General features: G+C 60.4%; 12 protein-coding genes. 3 read left to right on the top strand and 9 right to left on the bottom strand.

Annotated elements, in window-relative coordinates; genetic code table 11:
- Positions 1-14: 14 nt before the first annotated feature.
- From K5D32_RS08415 to K5D32_RS08405, 3 genes are all read right to left on the bottom strand, one after another.
- On the bottom strand, positions 15-3,062 hold the full coding sequence (locus K5D32_RS08415; protein WP_221599834.1) for an efflux RND transporter permease subunit: 3,048 nt from the start codon (positions 3,060-3,062) through the stop codon (positions 15-17).
- On the bottom strand, positions 3,059-4,102 hold the full coding sequence (locus K5D32_RS08410; RefSeq protein WP_221578751.1) for an efflux RND transporter periplasmic adaptor subunit: 1,044 nt from the start codon (positions 4,100-4,102) through the stop codon (positions 3,059-3,061). The genes K5D32_RS08415 and K5D32_RS08410 overlap by 4 nt, the downstream gene beginning before the upstream one ends.
- 65 nt (positions 4,103-4,167) lie before the next feature.
- On the bottom strand, positions 4,168-5,601 hold the full coding sequence (locus K5D32_RS08405) for an efflux transporter outer membrane subunit (RefSeq protein WP_221594755.1): 1,434 nt from the start codon (positions 5,599-5,601) through the stop codon (positions 4,168-4,170).
- A gap of 219 nt (positions 5,602-5,820) precedes the next feature.
- Between K5D32_RS08405 and K5D32_RS08400 the strand changes: the two genes are divergently transcribed.
- Both K5D32_RS08400 and K5D32_RS08395 read left to right on the top strand, forming a co-directional pair.
- The gene (locus K5D32_RS08400; RefSeq protein ID WP_221578748.1) at positions 5,821-7,137 is read left to right on the top strand and encodes a diaminobutyrate--2-oxoglutarate transaminase family protein; all 1,317 of its coding nucleotides are present in this window, start codon (positions 5,821-5,823) and stop codon (positions 7,135-7,137) included.
- Between the two features lie 205 nt (positions 7,138-7,342).
- Complete coding sequence (locus K5D32_RS08395) at positions 7,343-7,804, top strand: DUF3574 domain-containing protein (protein WP_221599832.1); 462 nt, start codon at positions 7,343-7,345, stop codon at positions 7,802-7,804.
- Between the two features lie 162 nt (positions 7,805-7,966).
- On the opposite strand, the gene K5D32_RS08390 is transcribed toward K5D32_RS08395, so the two are convergent.
- From K5D32_RS08390 to K5D32_RS08370, 5 genes are all read right to left on the bottom strand, one after another.
- Positions 7,967-10,354, bottom strand: a complete 2,388-nt coding sequence (locus K5D32_RS08390) for a TonB-dependent siderophore receptor (protein ID WP_221599830.1) — start codon at positions 10,352-10,354, stop codon at positions 7,967-7,969.
- A 318-nt stretch (positions 10,355-10,672) separates the two neighbouring features.
- Positions 10,673-11,728 (bottom strand): substrate-binding domain-containing protein, encoded by a 1,056-nt coding sequence (locus K5D32_RS08385; RefSeq protein ID WP_221599829.1) that lies wholly within the window; start codon positions 11,726-11,728, stop codon positions 10,673-10,675.
- Between the two features lie 27 nt (positions 11,729-11,755).
- Positions 11,756-12,754, bottom strand: a complete 999-nt coding sequence (locus tag K5D32_RS08380) for an ABC transporter permease (protein ID WP_374107971.1) — start codon at positions 12,752-12,754, stop codon at positions 11,756-11,758.
- A gap of 19 nt (positions 12,755-12,773) precedes the next feature.
- Entirely contained in the window at positions 12,774-14,333 is a 1,560-nt protein-coding gene (locus K5D32_RS08375) for a sugar ABC transporter ATP-binding protein (protein ID WP_221599825.1), read from the bottom strand.
- Between the two features lie 171 nt (positions 14,334-14,504).
- On the bottom strand, positions 14,505-15,662 hold the full coding sequence (locus K5D32_RS08370) for an alpha-hydroxy acid oxidase (RefSeq protein ID WP_221599823.1): 1,158 nt from the start codon (positions 15,660-15,662) through the stop codon (positions 14,505-14,507).
- Between the two features lie 205 nt (positions 15,663-15,867).
- Between K5D32_RS08370 and K5D32_RS08365 the strand changes: the two genes are divergently transcribed.
- On the top strand, positions 15,868-16,839 hold the full coding sequence (locus tag K5D32_RS08365; RefSeq protein ID WP_221599820.1) for a LysR family transcriptional regulator: 972 nt from the start codon (positions 15,868-15,870) through the stop codon (positions 16,837-16,839).
- Here K5D32_RS08365 and K5D32_RS08360 read toward each other — a convergent pair.
- Entirely contained in the window at positions 16,820-17,461 is a 642-nt protein-coding gene (locus tag K5D32_RS08360; RefSeq protein ID WP_221599819.1) for a DUF6250 domain-containing protein, read from the bottom strand. The genes K5D32_RS08365 and K5D32_RS08360 overlap by 20 nt on opposite strands.
- Positions 17,462-17,488 lie beyond the last annotated feature (27 nt).

The raw sequence follows: 17,488 nt of genomic DNA, 5'->3' as shown, positions 1-17,488 counted from the left end.
CGGATCCGCGCAGGTCAGTCATGCTGAAAAGCCTTCGTTGCGCGCTTGAAGAGCTGCAGCAGGTCGTCCACGTAGGTAAAGATCACCGGAATCACCAACAGGCTGAGCACGGTGGAGGTCAGCAATCCGCCGATCACCACGACCGCCATGGGCTGCCTGAATCCCGGATCGGCACCCACGCCGATAGCAGTCGGCAGCATGCCGGCGCCCATGGCGATGGTGGTCATCAGGATCGGCCGCGCACGCTTGTGGCAGGCATCGAGCAGCGCGTCATAACGGCTCATGCCGAAATCCCGGCGCGCGAGAATGGCGTAGTCAACCAGCAGGATCGAATTCTTGGTGACGATGCCCATGAGCATCAGCAGACCGATGACCGAAGACAGGGAAAAGCTCAGGTCGCAGGCCAGCAACCCCAGCAATGCACCACCGAGGGAAAGAGGCAGCGCAGACAGAATGGTGGCTGGCTGCAGGAAATCGTGAAACAGCAGCACCAGCACCGCATAGATGCAGAACACACCGATGGCCATTGTCAGGCCAAAGCTGCCAAACAGCTCGCTCATCAACTGCACTTCGCCCTGCTCCACCAGCCGGACGCCGGCAGGCAGATGCGCAAGCCCCGGCAACTGACGGGCCTGGTTCATCACTTCGCCCAGGCTGCGACCATTGAGTTCGACCGACAGCGTGACGTAGCGCTGGCGGTCCAGACGATCGATCTGTGCCGGTCCGCTGCCAGTGCTCAGCTCTCCCAGGGAGGCCAGCGCCACCTGACCATCCCGGCCATTGACGCGCAACTGGCCGATGCGTTCGAGATCACCCCGCAGGTCAGGGCTCATACGCACCCTGAGATTCACCTGACGCTGGGAAAGATTGATCTTGCCCAGTGCAGAGGAATAGCTGCCATAGGTGGCCAGGCGCAAGGTGTCGGCAATCTGCTGGCTGGTGACCCCCAGTTGCGCAGCCCGTGTGTAATCGGGCCGGAACTGGACTTCCGGCGCCTGCAGTGAGGCACTGGACGAGATATTGCCCACGCCGCTCAGTTGACGCAGCTGAGGTTCAAGCGCCAGCGCGGTTCGCTCCAGCAGATCGCCGTCTTCACTGGCCAGGACGATATCGAGTTTTTCACCATTGCCATCGCCGCCCACACTGATGCGAGCCCCTGGCAGCGGGCGCAAGGCGTCGCGCATGCGGGCTTCCAGTTCGGTCTGGCTGAGTTCGCGATCCTGACGTCGAGCCAGTTCAACCGTCAGCGTCGCCCGGTTGACGGTCGCGCCATCCCCCGCATCGCTACCCGCCGTCCCCGCCATGGCAAAGATATGCCGGATACCCTGGATCGGTTTCAATCGGGCGCTGGCATCCCGGGCCAGGCTGGCGGTCTGTTCAAGAGTGGCACCCGGCGGTAGTTCCAGAGTGATGGTGGAGCGGGCAATGTCCTGAGCTGGCAGAAAGCTGGTGGGCAAGAAGCCGATCAGCGCCAGTGAGCCGGCAAAGAACAACCCGGCCAGCGCCATGGTGGTCTTGCGCCATTCCAGGCTGCGATGAATCCACACCAGATAGCGGCGCATCAGCCAGCCATCCTGTTCGACATGCTCCACGGGCTTGAGAAAGGCCGCAGCCATCATCGGAGTCAGCAAGCGCGCAACCATCAGCGAAAACAGCAGTGCCGCCGACGCCGTGACCCCGAACTGCACGAACAGCTTGCCCGCAACGCCACCCATGAATGCCGTGGGCAGAAAAACCGCAACCAAGGTCACGGTAGTGGCGATCACCGCCAGGCCGATTTCATCCGCCGCCTCCATGGCAGCTTCACGGGGGCTTTTGCCCATGCGCAGATGCCGGGCGATGTTTTCCACCTCGACAATCGCATCGTCCACCAGAATGCCGATGATCAATGCAAGGGCCAGCAAGGAAACGGTATTGAGGGTAAAACCGGCGAAGTACATCAAGCCAAACGTTGGGATGATCGACAGCGGCAATGCCGTTGCAACGATCAGCATGGCCCGTGGATCGCGCAGAAACCACCACACCACCAGCACTGCCAGCAGAATCCCCTCGTACAGCAGATTCATGGAGTCGTGATAGTTCTCCAGTACCGAGGCCGAGCTGTCGCTGATTTCAGTCAGGCTGATACCAGGCTGTCGGGCCACGAAGTCCGCCACCGCCTCGCGAATCCCGCGGGCCATGCTGACATCGGAAAACCCCAGAGAGCGGATAACCTGAACACCGATCACCGGCTTGCCGTCGAGGAATGCAAGGGAATGGCGCTCGGCATGATGGTCGCGGATCGTCGCCAACTGGCGCAGCGCAAAAGAGCGACCATTGCCCGTCGGAACATCAACGGCGCCCAGTGCCTGCGGGTCTTCGATGCCACCCAGAGTGCGTACCGCCATGCGTGCGCCACCCAGCTCCGCCATCCCGCCGGAGTTATCGATTTCCATAGCCTTGAGCTGCGTCTCCACATCGGCGACACCCAGCCCCAGCCCGGCCATCATGGTCGGATCGAGATCTACCTGAACCTCGCGCTCGACACCACCGACCCGCAAGACCTGAGCAACACCCTTGACCTCTTGCAGGTGCTTGCTCAGTTCATTGTCGACAAACCAGGACAGCGCCTCTTCGTCCATACCCGGCGCATCGATGACATACGTCAGCACCGGCGTGTCATGAATGGTCATCCGCGAGACGCTGGGAGTCTCCAGGCTGGCGGGCAGTTCCGCCATGGCGCTGTCCACCACATTGCGCACTTCGTTGAGGGCTTCGTTGCCATCCTTCTCAATGGCGAAGCTGACATTGATCTGTACGTTGCCGGAAGTGATGGTCGTGGTGACATGCTTGAGCAGGCGCAGTGATGAAAGCCGGTCCTCAAGCTTGCGGGCTACCTCGGTTTCCAGTTGCTCGGGGGCAGCCCCTTCGAGGGACGCGCTGATGGTGACTGTGGGCAGGTCCAGGTCAGGGAAATCCTGAATACCCAGCCGTTGCAGGCCGATAAAGCCCAGCACTCCCAGCAGGATAAACAGCATGATTGCCGGGACCGGAAAGCGGATGGACAAGGACGACAGCGTCATGGCTGCACAGCTCCCGCGGCCACCGGCGTTACATGGACGCCATCACTGAGGAAAGCGCCACCGGAGCGCACGATGGTCTGTCGCTCGTCCAGCCCGGAGACGATTTCCACGGCATTGTCCCGGCGACGCCCCACTTGCACCTGACGCTGTGCAACGCGCTCGTCCGCACCGACAGTGAATACCCATGAACGGCCATCACGCAGAAACACGGCAGTATCCGGTACAGTCAGCGCAGGTCGGGCAGGCAACTCGATGCGACCACTGGCATACATGCCAGAGCGCGCCGCACTGCCTGACTCAAGCGCCACGTACACCAGCGCCCGACCGGTGTTGTTATCGAGGATGGGCGACAGCAGACGAACCTGACCCGACACCGACTGGCCATCGGGCAGCGTCAATTGTGCGTGCTGTCCGGGTTTGACCTGAAGCAGTTGCCGGGCATCCAGCTCGGCCTGCCACTCGATGCGACCTTCACGCACCAGCCGAAACAGTTCGGTCCCGGCACTCACCACATTACCCAGCAGCGCGGTACGCGATGAGACGATGCCATCATCGACCGCCACGATTCGGGTCTGGGCAAGACGGATACGAATGCTCTGCATATCGGCGCTCGCAACGCCGAGTTCGGCCTTGGCAGTGGCCAGAGCAATCCGGTATTGCTCGCTTTGCTGGGCGGACAACACACCGGTCACACCGACCACCTCGGCGCGACGCACATCGGATTGTGCCTTTTGCAGATTGGCCCGGGCCTGCTCGACGGTTGCCTGCTGTCTGCTCTGCTCGGCCTGCAGGCTGTCCTGAGCCAGAGTGGCCAGCACCTGTCCCTTGCGTACCCGGTCGCCGATATCGGCATTGATACTGGCGATTCGCAGACTGCCGGTTTCGGCACTGATCAACGCCTCCTGCCAGGGCAAGAGACGGCCGCTTGCGGTCAGTTCATCAGGCCAGGGACGCCACTGCGCACGGGTGACTTCGACGCTGAGACTGCTGAGATTGCTCACCGGCTCGGCGACAGGGGCCTGTGGGCGACTGCGCATCATCCACACCAGCGCCAGAGCAACGCCCAGTACCAGCACAATCCAGACAAGTTTTCGACGACCGGCAATCAAGATCGCTCTCCTGTCGAAGCCTGCGCGACTGACCGGTTTTCAGGGCTGTCCTGCCAGCCACCACCCAACGCTTTATAAAGAGCAATCCAGTAACGCACCTGCTCCTGCTGCAAGGTGATCAGCTCGATCCGGGCATCCAGCGCAGAACGCCGGGCCACCTCCCGGTCCAGGATACTCACGCCACCGGCCTGCCAGGATTTGTCCACGGCCTGAAAATATTCGCTATAGCCTTGGGTCGCCCGCTCCACATCAGCCTCACGGCGTCGCGCCGCATCGAGCCGGACCAGCGCCTGCTCCACTTCACCCACGCTGGTGCGCAAGGTTTGCCGATAAGCCGCCAGTGCCGAATCATAAGCTGCTTCGGCACTCTTGACCGTGGCGCGACCAAGGCCGCCATCGAGCAGCGGCAAGGACAACAAAGGCCCCACCGTCCAGTTGCGCACCAACTGACCATCCGTGGTGCCGACGGCGAACGAGCCGGTCAGGCTCAGGCTTGGCCAGCGCTGGGCTTCGGCCACGCCGATATCTGCACTGGCGGCGGCCAGCTCGCGCTCTCGCGAGGCCAGGTCGGGACGTTGGCGGATCAGGTCGGCAGGAATGGAATGGACATTCAGGCGGGCTGGCGACGGCAATATTGCCGGGGCCTGACCCAACAATTCACGCACCCGGTTTTCATCGCTGCCGGTCAGTTGAGTCAGTTGTTTGAGCAGCAACTCGCACTCGCTGCGCTGATTGATCAGGGTCGACTGGCTGCTGGCTGCCGACGCCTGGGTCAGGACCAGATCGGCCGGTGCAGTGAAGCCCGCCTTGAGCGACAACCCGGTGAGCTCTGCCGTCTGACGCTGCGAGTCGAGCTGTTCCTGATAGGCCAGGACCAGGCGCTGACAACCTCGATATTGAACGTAGTCATCGGCCACTTCGGCAGCCAGTGATACCCGTGCGTCATGCCAGTCATCGACACGGGCCTGTATACGATTGGCTGCTGCTTCACGATTGCGCCGGAACTTGCCGAAGAGGTCGAGCTCCCAGGCAGCATCAAGACCCGCCGATGAACTGGAATAAGACTGTCGCGTACTGTCTTGACGTTCGCCTGTGCGGTTGCGCGACAGGCTGCCTCGCAACGCAGGTGACGCATCGGCATCACTTACCGCCAGGGTCGCCCTGGCCTGCTGAATGCTCGCCCGGGCCTGATCCAGCGTAGGGCTGTCGGCCTCGGCCCATTGCAGCAGGCGTTCGAGTTGCGGGTCGTTGAATTGCTGCCACCAGCCGGACAGCGCCTTGACGCTGGCACCATGGGGCAAAGGTGCATGCCATTGCGCGGGCATGCTGACCGCCGGAGGCTGGTAATCGGGTCCCATCACACAGCCGCTGGTGATCAGGGCAATGAGTATCGGCAGTGAACGTTTCGCTGCCGTTTTGAAGATATCCATGACGTCCTCTTGATGCCTGGACGTTGGGTCAGGCGCTCGGCTGCATTGACGGCGCTATTGAAGCGTTTGACGCAATGACTGTCTGGCGCGGAAAGCGGGGACATTGCCCCGTGGGAAATTGTCGGTCCATGACCTGTGCAGCAGAATCCAACTCCATCACGCGGGCGTGCAGACGACTCGCAGGAGATCCCATTTTTCAAGGCAAACGAGTGACCGACTATGCAAGAGTTGAGCTATCTGAAAAAAGTCGAATCCAACGCAAGGACTTACGCGGCCACATTCCAACGCCTGTTCGTCAGCGGTAACGGTTCACGCCTCAAGGATGACCAGGGACGTGAGTACCTTGACTGCCTGGCCAATGCCGGCACTCTTGCACTGGGTCACAATCCTGCCGTTGTCCGCGAAGCCGTATTGCAATTCCTGGATACCGATCAACTGCAACAGGGCCTGGACCTGGCCACACCGGCCAAGCATGAATTCGTACAGGCGCTGTTCTCTACATTGCCTGCGGGCATGCGCAATAACAGCAAGATCCTGTTCTGCGGCCCCAGCGGCTCGGACGCTGTGGAAGCCGCCATCAAGCTGGCCCGTCATTACACCCAGCGCACTCCGCTGATGGCGTTTCACGGCGGCTATCACGGCATGACCGCAGGCGCGCTGTCGGCCATGGGCAACCTCAAGCCCAAGATCAACGCAGGTGCGGTCAACCCCGGCACTCACTTCCTGCCCTTCCCTTATGCACTGCGCTGCCCCTTCGGTACCGATGGCTCTCAGACCGACCAACTGTCTATCGAATACATCCGCACAGTGCTCAGCGATCCCGAAGGTGGTGTGCAGAAACCCGCGGCAGTGATCGTCGAAGTGATTCAGGGCGAAGGCGGCTGCATTGCGGCGTCGGCAAACTGGCTACGCGAGTTGCGCGAGATCACCCGCGAGCAGGAAATCCTGCTGATCATCGATGAAGTACAGACCGGCCTGGGCCGTACCGGCAGCACCTTTGCCATTGAACATTCCGGAATCGTCCCGGACATTCTGGTGCTGTCCAAGGCCATTGGTGGCGGTTATCCGATGTCAGTGATTGTCTTTGCCGAGCATCTGGATACCTGGAGCGCCGGCATGCATGCCGGTACTTTCCGTGGCAATCAGATTGCAATGGTGGCGGGTGCTGCGACTATCCGTCATGTGCAATCACAAAACCTGGCAGCCCAGGCGGCAGCGCGAGGCGAAAGACTTGCCAGCGGGCTCAAGGACATTGCCCAGCGCTACCCGGCACTGGCCGAGGTGCGTGGTCGCGGTCTGATGCTGGGGGTCGAGGTCACTCATCCCAAAGAAAAGGGACGCACCGGGCCAGGCCACTCGCAACTGGCACGTGCAATCAAGCTCAACTGCTTCGAGAATGGCCTGATGATCGAAACCGGAGGACGCCACAGCTCCGTGTTGCGATTCCTGCCGGCACTGACCATCAGCGAAGAGGAAGTGGGTATGGTTCTGGAGCGTTTTGAAGATTCGGTTGCGGCGGCCATCAAAGCGCATTGAGCATGCACAGGAGCGAATTCATTCGCGAACTGGTTTTGAAGAAGATGTATCGCCTTCAATGACATCTCGCGAATCAATTCGCTCTTATCGGGGTTGGGGTTTGCTTATTCTTTTTGCTTCAGGAAACAGGTTTTTTATTATTTCTAACCATTAGCCCGGCTTCTTATAGTGAGCCTCTTTATCGATGCCACTGCAGGAATCCCTGATGTTGCCACGCCTGTTAGTACCCGGCCTGTTTATGCTGCTGGTCGGTTGTTCCGCGTCTCCCGCTCTTCCCGTTCACACGACTGACCCAGGCACTTCCACCTTGCAGGGCGACAGTGGTCGTCCGCCGCAAGCGATATGGTTACGCACGGAATTGTATTTTTCGCTGGGCTTGCTGGACAGCGAGAAGGATCAGGCCAATGTAGCGCGCTGGCGGGCGTTTCTCGACAAGGAAGTCACGCCACGTTTCCCCGATGGATTTACGGCTCTGGATGCCTACGGCCAATGGCGCGATAAAGGCGCCACACAACCGGAGCGGCTGAATACCCGGGTGATCGTGATCCTGCATGAAAATACAGCCAAGAACCGCGAGAACATCGAGGCCATTCGCCTGACCTGGAAGCGTGTGACCGGTGATCTTTCGGTGTTGCGCCTGTCGCAACCGGCAGAGATTTCCTTTTAAACGATCCCCCTCATATCAGCGTACATCAATTGTTGGAGGGGCCTTGGCCGCCACGACATTCATACACTCACCACATCAGTGTCTGATTTGAAGTCGCGGCCAAGGCCCCTCCCACGGATTTCACACTGGCCACCAGTTTTTGCATTACCCCTACAGGGCGAATCAGAATCCGTAAGTCACCCTGGCGTAGTAATACGCGCCATTGGTTCCAACCGGTGACAACACGTCATACGGAAGATTGCCGCCATAGTTGATCTCGGAGCTGGAACGCTCCGGATATTGGTCAGTCAGGTTGTTGCCGCCCAGGGCAATATCGAACCTGGGCGTGAACTTGTATTGCACCTCGGCATCCAGCTGCCAGACCGCGTTATAGGTCTGCTCAGGCTGGGAATCCCCGAAGTCGAACACCCGTGTGGTCTTGCCCTGACGCGTCAGGCGGCCCAGCAGGCCCCAGTGCTGGCTGGCCCAGTTGGCGGAAATCACGAAACGGTCCCTGGGTGCCGCATCGGTCAGGGTGTTGCGCTCTTCCACGCCCACCAACGCATCGCTGCCAATCCCCAGACTGCTGAGCTGTGAAGGCGTGCCTTTGGTCTTGGTGACTTTGGTGTGGTTCCAGGTGTAAGCCGTGGTCAGGCCCAGTTGCCCGTCCAGCCATGGCTGGCGGTAATTGAGGACCAGCTCGGCTCCGTCGGTGCGGGTGTCGGCGGCGTTGGTAAAGAAGTTCACATCATGGACCCCGGCGACACCGAGGTTGTCGTTGATGTACTGCTCCAGCGCATCGCTGCCGATGCGTTGAGACAAGGTAATGCGGTCCTTGACGTCGATGCGGAACACATCGAAGGACGCATCGAAGCGCTCGTTCAACTGCGCCGTCAGGCCGATGCTGAAGTTCTTCGAGGTTTCCGGCTTCAAGTCCTCGGCACCCAGGGCGCGGGCAATCGGGTCATTGACCGAGAGCACGCGAATATCGGTCAGCGTGCCGCCGGTGCCGAAGTTGCTAGTGGTGTTCTGGAAGCCCACCTGCGCCAGTGACGGCGCCCGGAAGTTATTGGAGACAGCGCCGCGCAAGGCCAGTTGCTCGGTCAGGCGGTAGCGGCCGCTCAGCTTGCCGGTGAGCTTGCTGCCTGCATCGTCATAACGCTCCCAGCGAGTGGCGGCATCGACAAACAGCCGGTCGGTCAGGTCGCCGGACAATTCGGCGTAGGTGCCGAAGACATTGCGGTCCAGGTCAACCTCTTCGCTCGGGCGCAGGCCGTTGGCACCATCGGCTCCGGTGCCGACATACGAGGCTTCGTCGCCCGCGTAGGTCAGGTAGTTTTCGTAGCGGTATTCGCTGCCCAGTGCGAGCACGAAAGGACGACCTGCCAGGCGCAATTCCCGGGTGAAATCCAGGTTGGCAGTGGTCTGGCGCAGCTCGTATGTTCCGGTATCGAAGCGGGTCGGCGAGTCGGCTCCAAGGGCCACGTTGAGGGTGCGTTGGGTTGCCGATTCAAAGTGGTTGCGGCCATGGGTGAGGCTGCTGTCGAAATCCCACTGCTCGCCGATCAGGCCCTTGAAGCCGATGGTGGCCGACAGGTCCTTGTTATCGCCCAATGACTGCGGCAGATAGCCGTTGGGATAAAACTGCGGCTGATCGCTGGGATAGCGATAGAACTCGGCACCCGTGGTGTGTCGTTCGTTGTAGGTGCCGAATGAGTAAGCCTTGCCGTTGCCCAACGGCAGCTCGCTGTTGAACCAGGCATTGACGTCCCGTGCCACGCCGTCGCCCATCACATAGTTGCGCTGCCCCGGTGTATCGGCAAAACCGTCGAAGCCAGCCCGGTTGGTGGGGTCACGGTCCTTGTATTCGGTGCCGCCACGGATAAAACCACCCTCGTCTCCCAGACGTGTGCCGATCTTGGCCGTGGTCAGCGAGTTGCGGCCATCCGTGGTGGTCTTGCCGATGGCGTCCTGGCGCGTGTGATAGGCGCCATAAGTAGTCGAAACTTCGCCGCCTTCGGGAGCATCGTCAAGAATAATGTTGATCACCCCGGCAATGGCGTCGGAGCCATATTGCGCACCGGCCCCGTCACGCAGCACTTCGATGCGCTTGATGGCGCTGATGGGGATCGAGTTGAAGTCCACCGGCGCGGTACCTCGACCGATCTTCGAGGAGTCGTTGACCAGCGCCGAGGTATGACGCCGCTTGCCGTTGACCAGCACCAGCACCTGATCGGGACTCATGCCCCGCAACTGCGCGGCCCTTACATGGTCCGCACCGCCGGAGTTGGACTGGCGGGGAAAACTGAACGACGGCAAGAGCGTCTGCAACGCCTGACCCAGTTCACCACCGCTGGCACCGGCAGACTTGAGGTCATCGGCGGTCAATACGTCCACCGGCACGGGCGAATCCAGCACGGTACGGGCCTTGCCCCGCGTGCCGGTTACCAGTACGGCACCCAGGCGCGTGTCGTCATCAGCACTCGGGGAAGCTTCTTCGGCTTGCGCTGGAAGTTGTGTGATAGCCGCCACTACAGCGGCAGCCAGCAATGACCGTGAACGGTAATACATGGAACGGCTCCTTTGAGTCGCAGAAATACCTGTCGGCAAATAATTATTGCGACGGTTTTCGGCTGTATTTTTTAACGTCGGGAAGTAGCGAGCACGGCAAAAGCAAGCACGAAGAGTCAATAAAACCCTTTGAGGACAGGACATTAGACGAGGTGGCAATCAATGCCAAAGAACCAATAAGACTTAGGTTATATCGGCCTTAAACACTGTTGCTTATTCAACATTAGTTGTTGGACAGGCAACAGTTACATGGGCTTTTTCGCGAATGAATTCGCTCCTACTCTGTGGGAGCGAATTCATTCGCGAAAGACATTCATTTTATTTGGCCAACGGAATCCAGGCCGAACGCGCGACACCTGCTGCTTCACCGAACGCGGGCACTTTCCTGGCCAGGTCGCGGACATTCTTCACATCCAGGTCCAGCAACTGCTGGCGGGTAATCAGGGTAGGCGGCACCAGCACCCGGGCTCCCGGATCTTCACCGGCAATGCGCATGGCCAGGCTGCGCACGCTGATGGCGCCTGCCACTTCCGGGTTTACCGCAGCCGTCGCAGCCCAGGCACTGCCGGGCTCTTTCATGATCTGGATATCGGCGGTGGAAATGTCGGCGCTGTAAATCTTGATCTGCTTGCCAAGGCCAGCCTCATCGACCGCAATCTTGGCGCCTTTGGCGAATTCATCGAAAGGCGCGAAGATCACCTGCAAACCGGGGTTGGCCCGCAGCACCGCACTGGCTTGATCCGCCACCGAGTTGGCGATAGGCGGGTTGAGGGTGCCGAAACGCGCCTTCTCGACAATGCCGGGATTGTCCGCCTTGACCTGCCGCCAGATTTCATCGCGACGCTCCATCGGTGTGAAGCCACCGATGAACACATAACCCGCCTGGAATGCCTTGCCGTTGTCCTTGAGGGCCTGATCCAGCGCCAGACGCGCCAGTTGATGGTGATCCTGTTCGATCTGGATCACTTGCGGATTGCCAAGATCGATATCGAAAGCGACGACCTTGATGCCTTTGGCGACGGCCTTGGCCACGGTGTCCTTGAGGGTTTCGGCAAGGCCCAGTTGCACGATGATGCCATCCACGCCAAGGTCGATGGCCTGCTCCAGCATTTCTCGTTGAGTTGCTGCCTGTTGTCGGGCATCGAACAGGCGCAGGTTGATGCCCAGCGCCTCGGACTGTTTCTCGACGCCACGCAGGTAAGCCTCGGGGAAATCCCCCGAGAACAGATAGCCCACCAGCGCGATATTGACCCCGCCCTTGTCGAACGGCGCAGGCGCACCGGATATTCCGGCAGCGCTGGCACCTGTAGCAAGGGAAGCGACCAGCGTGGCGGCGAGCAGGCGTCGCAGCCCGCGAGTGATGAGTCGATGCATCGAGTGTTCCTTCTCTGACAATGAGGCTCAGCGCGCCCGTTGCGCGAGGCCGAAAGTAAACATCAGCGCCAGGACCAGTACCGCGCCCTTGACGAAATCCTGGGTGTAATAAGGCGCATTGAGCATGGTCAGGCCGTTGAGCAAGGTTGCAACCAGCAACGCACCCACCAGCGTGCCAAACGCATTGGGCTTGCGGGCACCGAGCACGGCAAAACCAATCAGTGCAGCGCCCAGCGCGTCCAGCACCAGACCATTGCCGGAGCTGACATCGCCACGCCCCAGCCGGGCCGCCAGCAGCAGGCCACCCAGTGACGCCAGCAAGGCCGAGAGCACGTAGGCCAGCAGCTTGTATTTTTCCACTGGGGCACCAGCCAGCCGCGCCGCCCGTTCGTTGCCACCGATGGCGTAGAACACCCGGCCAAAGCGGGTCAGCTCAAGAAAGCCCCAGACCAGTAGCGCAACGACCAGCATGACCAGCACCGGAACCGGCACGGTGTCCCACAGCCGCGCACGCCCAATCGCCAGAAAAGCGGCACTGAAACTGCCGGAAGCTTCGTCGCCGTTGGGCAGAGTCATGCCGACGGCAATGGAGCGGCCACCGGTGGGAATCAGTTGCAGGCCGATGATCAAAAACATGCTGCCCAGGGTCGCCAGAATGTCCGGGATGCCCATGCGCACGATCAGAAATCCGTTGAGCAAACCCACCAGCGCCCCGCAGGCCAGGCTGATGAAAATCGCCGGCAGCGGCCCCCAGTCCAGAACCACCATCACATAACTGGCGCACATCAGGCTCATGGCGGCCACCGCACCAATGGACAGATCGAGCCCGCCCACCGACATGCTCAAGGTCACGCCCAACGCCAGCAACGCCACGATGGACACTGACTGCAGAATGATGAACAGATTGCCGATCCGCAGAAACGCAGGTTCCAGTACCGAAAACAGCACGACCACCAACGCCAGGAGCAGCAACAGCCCGTAATGAATGGTGAAGCGCAGCAATGATTCCCATGGCCGTGGTTTCAGGAAGTTTGAAGACGTCGACTCAGGCAAGCGTTGCTCCTTGGCGATGCAGAGGGTTGATTGGGGGTTGCGGCGCTACGCCCGCCATGTGCGCGACTAGCTGCTCCCGTTGCAGGCCGGCACGCGGGTAGTCGGCCACCACACTGGCGTCACGCACTACCAGAATCCGGTCGGCGATTTCCAGCGCCTCGTCGGGGTCGGAGCAGATCACCAGCGTGGCGCGCTGAGCAGCGCTGGCACGAATTCGCGCACCGATTTCCCGGCGGGCGCGGATATCCACGCCCTGAAACGGCTCGTCGAGAATCAGCAGGCGACCATTGCCCAGCAACCAGCGGGCCAGCACCACTTTCTGTTGATTGCCACCGGAAAGCGTCTCCATGGGCACCTCAATGCCTGCGCATTTGATGCCCAGAGTTTGCACGTGCTCCTGCACCGCCTCGCGCTCTGCGCCAGCATCAATGAAACCGCCACGGCTGAATCGCTGCAGAAACGGCAAGGTCAGGGTTCGGGTCAGGGAAAAGCCCGGCACCAATGAGCCACGCACGCGGTCCTCACTGGCCATGAATACACCGCCTGCAATGGCCTGGCGTGGCGACTTCGGCGTCCAGTGCTGCCCGTCCAGTTCGATAACGCCCGCCACGGGTTTACGCAGACCAAAGAAGAGTTCGGCAATCTCGCTCTTGCCTGCGCCCAGCAAGCCGGTCATGGCGACCACTTCACCTTCATGCAGGCTGAGATCGAAAGCCGTGCTGGCTGTGCCGAGTTGGCAATTACGCACCCGCAGGACTTCACGACCTTGCGCAGTCTGCTCATGAACCACCGGAGCCAGTTCACTGCCGAGCATGGCGCGCACGGCAGCGGCCAGGTCCAGCGGTGCGGCGAACTCGCCCGCCAGACGTCCATCGCGCAGCACAATCGCCCGGTCTGCAATGCGCTGCAAATCTGACAGGCGATGGGAAATATAGAGAATGCTGACCCCGCGCCCGCGCAGCACGTCGATCAGCGCGAACAGGCGCTCAGCCTCGGTAGCCGACAAGGACGCCGTGGGCTCATCCAGCACCAGCAACCGGGGCTTGAGGGCCAGCGCGCGGGCCAGCACCACCAGTTGCCGCTCAGCCGTGCCGAGGCTTTCGATGGCAGCCTCCAGCGGCAAGTGCAAATCCAGACCTGCCGCGATCTGGGCAGCACGCTCATGCATGTGCCGCCGTTTGCTCCAGATGGAACCTTGCGGCTGACACAGTTCATCCAGCACCAGATTCTCGGCCACGCTGAAACCCGGCACCACGGCTTCGTCAACCTGCTGGTGAACGGCAACGATACCGGCACGACGCGCTTCATGAGGGGACGCAAAACCAAGCGCCCTGCCCTCGACCCGCAACTCGCCCGCATCATGCTCATGGCTGCCGGAGAGGATTTTCACCAGGGTGGATTTACCTGCGCCATTGGCCCCCAGCAAGGCCACGACCTCGCCGGGATACAGATCCAGATCGATATCCTGCAAGACCCGGCTTGAGCCAAACGACTTGCCCAGCCCACGGGTACTGACCAAGGGATCCTGAGGGACCGTTACGGGCACTTTCATGGAGAACTCAACACAAGGAATCAGAGAAAAGCAGGCCGCGCACGGATCACACTGCGATAAACGACGTCATCAAGAGATGACGGAATGGCATATAGCCTAATGGACGGTTTATCAGGCGATAAATAACCAATTGAAATATGTATAGAAGCACGAGCATCCAGGCTCGTGATTTCAGGACTGTCTGAACAGATACTCCGCAGTCAATTGCTCCAGGCGTGTGATGCCCAGCATCGCCATATCACGGCTGATTTCATCATGAATCAGCTTCAGTGCATGGGCCACGCCCGCTTGCCCGGCGACAGCGGCGGCGTAATTGAATGGCCGACCGATGAACACGGCCTTGGCACCCAGCGCCATGGCCTTGAGCACATCGGTTGCACGTCGCACGCCGCTGTCCAGCATGACCGTGAGGTCCGGGACAGCATCGACAATGGCCGGGAGCGCCTGTAAGGGTGAAAGGCTGCCATCCAGCTGACGGCCACCATGGTTGGAAACAATCACACCATCGATGCCAAGCTGCCGTGCCATGAGAGCATCATGCGGGCTGAGAATGCCCTTGAGCACCATCGCGCCCTTCCAGCGTTTGCGCACGGCTGCAATGTGCTCCCAGGACAAATGGCCGCGATCCGAAAAATCCCTGAGCACATTACGGGACATCACTGGTGCGCCGCGTGTAGCGTAATTGTTCTCAAAGTGCGGCATGCCGTGGTTCATAAAGGTGCGCATGAACACACCGAACAACCAGCGCGGGTGTGTCACGCCTTGCCAGCCCAGCGACAGGCTGGGCCGCAAAGGTGTCGAGAAACCCGCACGAATGTTGTTTTCACGGTTGGATGACACGGGCATATCGACCGTGACCACAAGCGTACTGACCCTTGCCCTGGCCACCCGTTCGATCAGTGCCTCAATCTGCTCGCTGTGACCCGGCAGATAGGCCTGAAACCAGGTATCGGGAGCCGCTTCCATCACCTCTTCCAGACGAATCAGCGATGATCCGCTCATGATGCATGGCATCCGGCGTGCCTGAGCCGCCTGGGCCATGGTGATGTCACCACGGTAACTGGTCAGTGCAGACAGCCCCATCGGCGCGATACCCGCAGGGCTGCTGTAGGTCTGGCCAAACAGGGTTACGCTCTGATCGCGCTTCGACACGTCGATCAGAAAGCGCGGCTGGAACGCATACTCGGCAAAGGCCTGACGATTCAACCTGAGCGAGCACTCGTCTTCAACTGCACCGCTGACATAGGCATACAACGGCCTTGGCAGGATGCGCCGGGCGGCCTGTTCAAAGTCATTGAGCGATAGGAAGTCGCCGGGGAATGTGCTCACTGTTTCGCTCCTTTCATTGTCCGTCGCTACTCACACGCAGTCTCTGGCTGCACGAATCGACTGGCGATGTTACGTCAATTGTCGAGGCTGATGAGCCTTGATCGCTTTATGCCCGAATACGATTGAACAGGCGTTTTTAATTCTTTTTAAATGCCGCGAAAATCCGGCAAAGTCACACGCTTGTCCCCTGCAATCACGGCCACCAATGCATCTGGATCTACGTCAACTGCGGCACTTCATTGCCTTGGTGGAGCATCGCAACTTCGGCCTTGCCGCCGAGTCGGTCAGCCTGTCCCAGTCGGCGTTCAGCCGCAGCATTCAGGCGCTTGAACAGAGCTTCGGAACCCGCCTGATCGATCGCACCCGAAACCTTGCACCCACCAAGAAAGGCCTGATTGTGCTGGAGCACGCACGGCTGATGGTGGGCAATGCCCATGACCTGATCAATGCGGTGCATCAGTTCAACGAGCACGAAGACGGCGAGCTGTCGTTTGCCTGCGGCCCTGCTCCGGCGGCCTGGCTGATGCCTCAGGCGCTGGGGCTTTTCACCCGGCGGCTGCCCAAGGTCCGGCTGCGTTTTCATGTCGATAACTGGCAGGCTCTCGGGCAGCGATTGCTGGCCGAGGAATGCGAGTTCTTCGTTGCCGACGCCCGCAATTTCGAGCACGACCCGGATTATCGGGTGGAGCTGCTCAGCCAGCATCGCTGGGGTTTCTGTTGCCGTAGCGAACATCCTCTGGCCGCGTTCGATGAAGTCAGCGTCGAGCAATTGTTCAGCTATCCGCTGGCGGGCACCGTGCGCCCGCCCAATCTGCGCAAGGCGCTGGTTGAACTCAGCGGACGACCAGACTTCCAGACCAGCATCGAATGCGATAACGGTTACAGCCTGATCAGTGTCATCCAGCATTCCGATGCCATTGGCACCACCAACGTCAGCCGCAATAACCCTTACCTGCGTCAGGGCCTCAAGCTGCTCAACGTGACAGGCCTGGACCCGCAGGCACCGGAATTCTTCACTCACTACGGCATTGTCAGCCGTGCCGGCTACAAGCTGTCATTCCTGGCGCAGAACCTGATCGATGCCTTTCATGAGGCGGATCAGGCGATGCAGGCTCTGGAAGCGAACCCGCCGCAAGAAGAACTCGCCGACCTGCCTCTTACAGGGCTTGCACACTGAAGCGGCTGATGGCCTGACGCGACCAGACCGAACGCAGCCCGAAATACCCGGCAACCGGCAGCCCGTCGAGCGCTTGCTCGAACAGCAACTCTTCATCGACCCAATAGCGGGTCGCTGAAGAGGTCACATCGATACGAATCCGGTAAATCCTCCCTGCTTCCAACAGATGGGCAGCGTCCAGTTTCTCGCCCAGTAACGGACGATTGCCCTGACCGTCGTAGTAACGAAACCGGGTGGTGGTGTTGGTATTGCCGCCCATGCCCACGTACCAGGTGGCCAGCGAGTCATAGGATTCCAGCACGCCGTCGCGCTCGATCAGTTCGCTGGCCTCGCCATCATGGGCACCCCAGAAGACGTTCATGTCCGACAGACGATCATTGGCCTGCCCTGCCACCAGAACCTGGCGCAGGAATTCGATGCGGTAGGCTCCGCTCAGGCGCAGGCGCAGCCAGACGGTCATTCCGGCGCGGGTATCCATGATCAGGCGACCTTGCTCGGCCCAGACACGGGATTGCTCCGGCAGTTCGGTTTCGGCGCTCCAGAGTCGAGTGTTGAAGGTCTGGAAATCATCCTGGACCACCACGCTGGAAGGCGCGATGGGTGCAACGTTCGGGTGAGGCATGAATACAGTCTCGAAACAGATGAATAA

The sequence above is a fragment of the Pseudomonas cichorii genome, assembly GCF_019719005.1.
In the GTDB taxonomy this organism is placed as follows: Bacteria; Pseudomonadota; Gammaproteobacteria; order Pseudomonadales; family Pseudomonadaceae; genus Aquipseudomonas; species Aquipseudomonas cichorii_E.
Note: the sequence above shows the minus strand (reverse complement) of the source record. Positions and strands in the feature narration are given on the sequence as shown.

Excerpts from the sequence above, each read along its gene's own strand:
- K5D32_RS08375 (WP_221599825.1), bottom strand. The coding sequence starts at position 14,333 with ATGAAAGTGCCCGTAACGGTCCCTCAGGATCCCTTGGTCAGTACCCGT.
- K5D32_RS08385 (WP_221599829.1), bottom strand. The coding sequence starts at position 11,728 with ATGCATCGACTCATCACTCGCGGGCTGCGACGCCTGCTCGCCGCCACG.
- K5D32_RS08415 (WP_221599834.1), bottom strand. The coding sequence starts at position 3,062 with ATGACGCTGTCGTCCTTGTCCATCCGCTTTCCGGTCCCGGCAATCATG.
- K5D32_RS08400 (WP_221578748.1), top strand. The coding sequence starts at position 5,821 with ATGCAAGAGTTGAGCTATCTGAAAAAAGTCGAATCCAACGCAAGGACT.
- K5D32_RS08395 (WP_221599832.1), top strand. The coding sequence starts at position 7,343 with ATGTTGCCACGCCTGTTAGTACCCGGCCTGTTTATGCTGCTGGTCGGT.
- K5D32_RS08360 (WP_221599819.1), bottom strand. The coding sequence starts at position 17,461 with ATGCCTCACCCGAACGTTGCACCCATCGCGCCTTCCAGCGTGGTGGTC.
- K5D32_RS08405 (WP_221594755.1), bottom strand. The coding sequence starts at position 5,601 with ATGGATATCTTCAAAACGGCAGCGAAACGTTCACTGCCGATACTCATT.
- K5D32_RS08365 (WP_221599820.1), top strand. The coding sequence starts at position 15,868 with ATGCATCTGGATCTACGTCAACTGCGGCACTTCATTGCCTTGGTGGAG.
- K5D32_RS08390 (WP_221599830.1), bottom strand. The coding sequence starts at position 10,354 with ATGTATTACCGTTCACGGTCATTGCTGGCTGCCGCTGTAGTGGCGGCT.
- K5D32_RS08410 (WP_221578751.1), bottom strand. The coding sequence starts at position 4,102 with ATGATGCGCAGTCGCCCACAGGCCCCTGTCGCCGAGCCGGTGAGCAAT.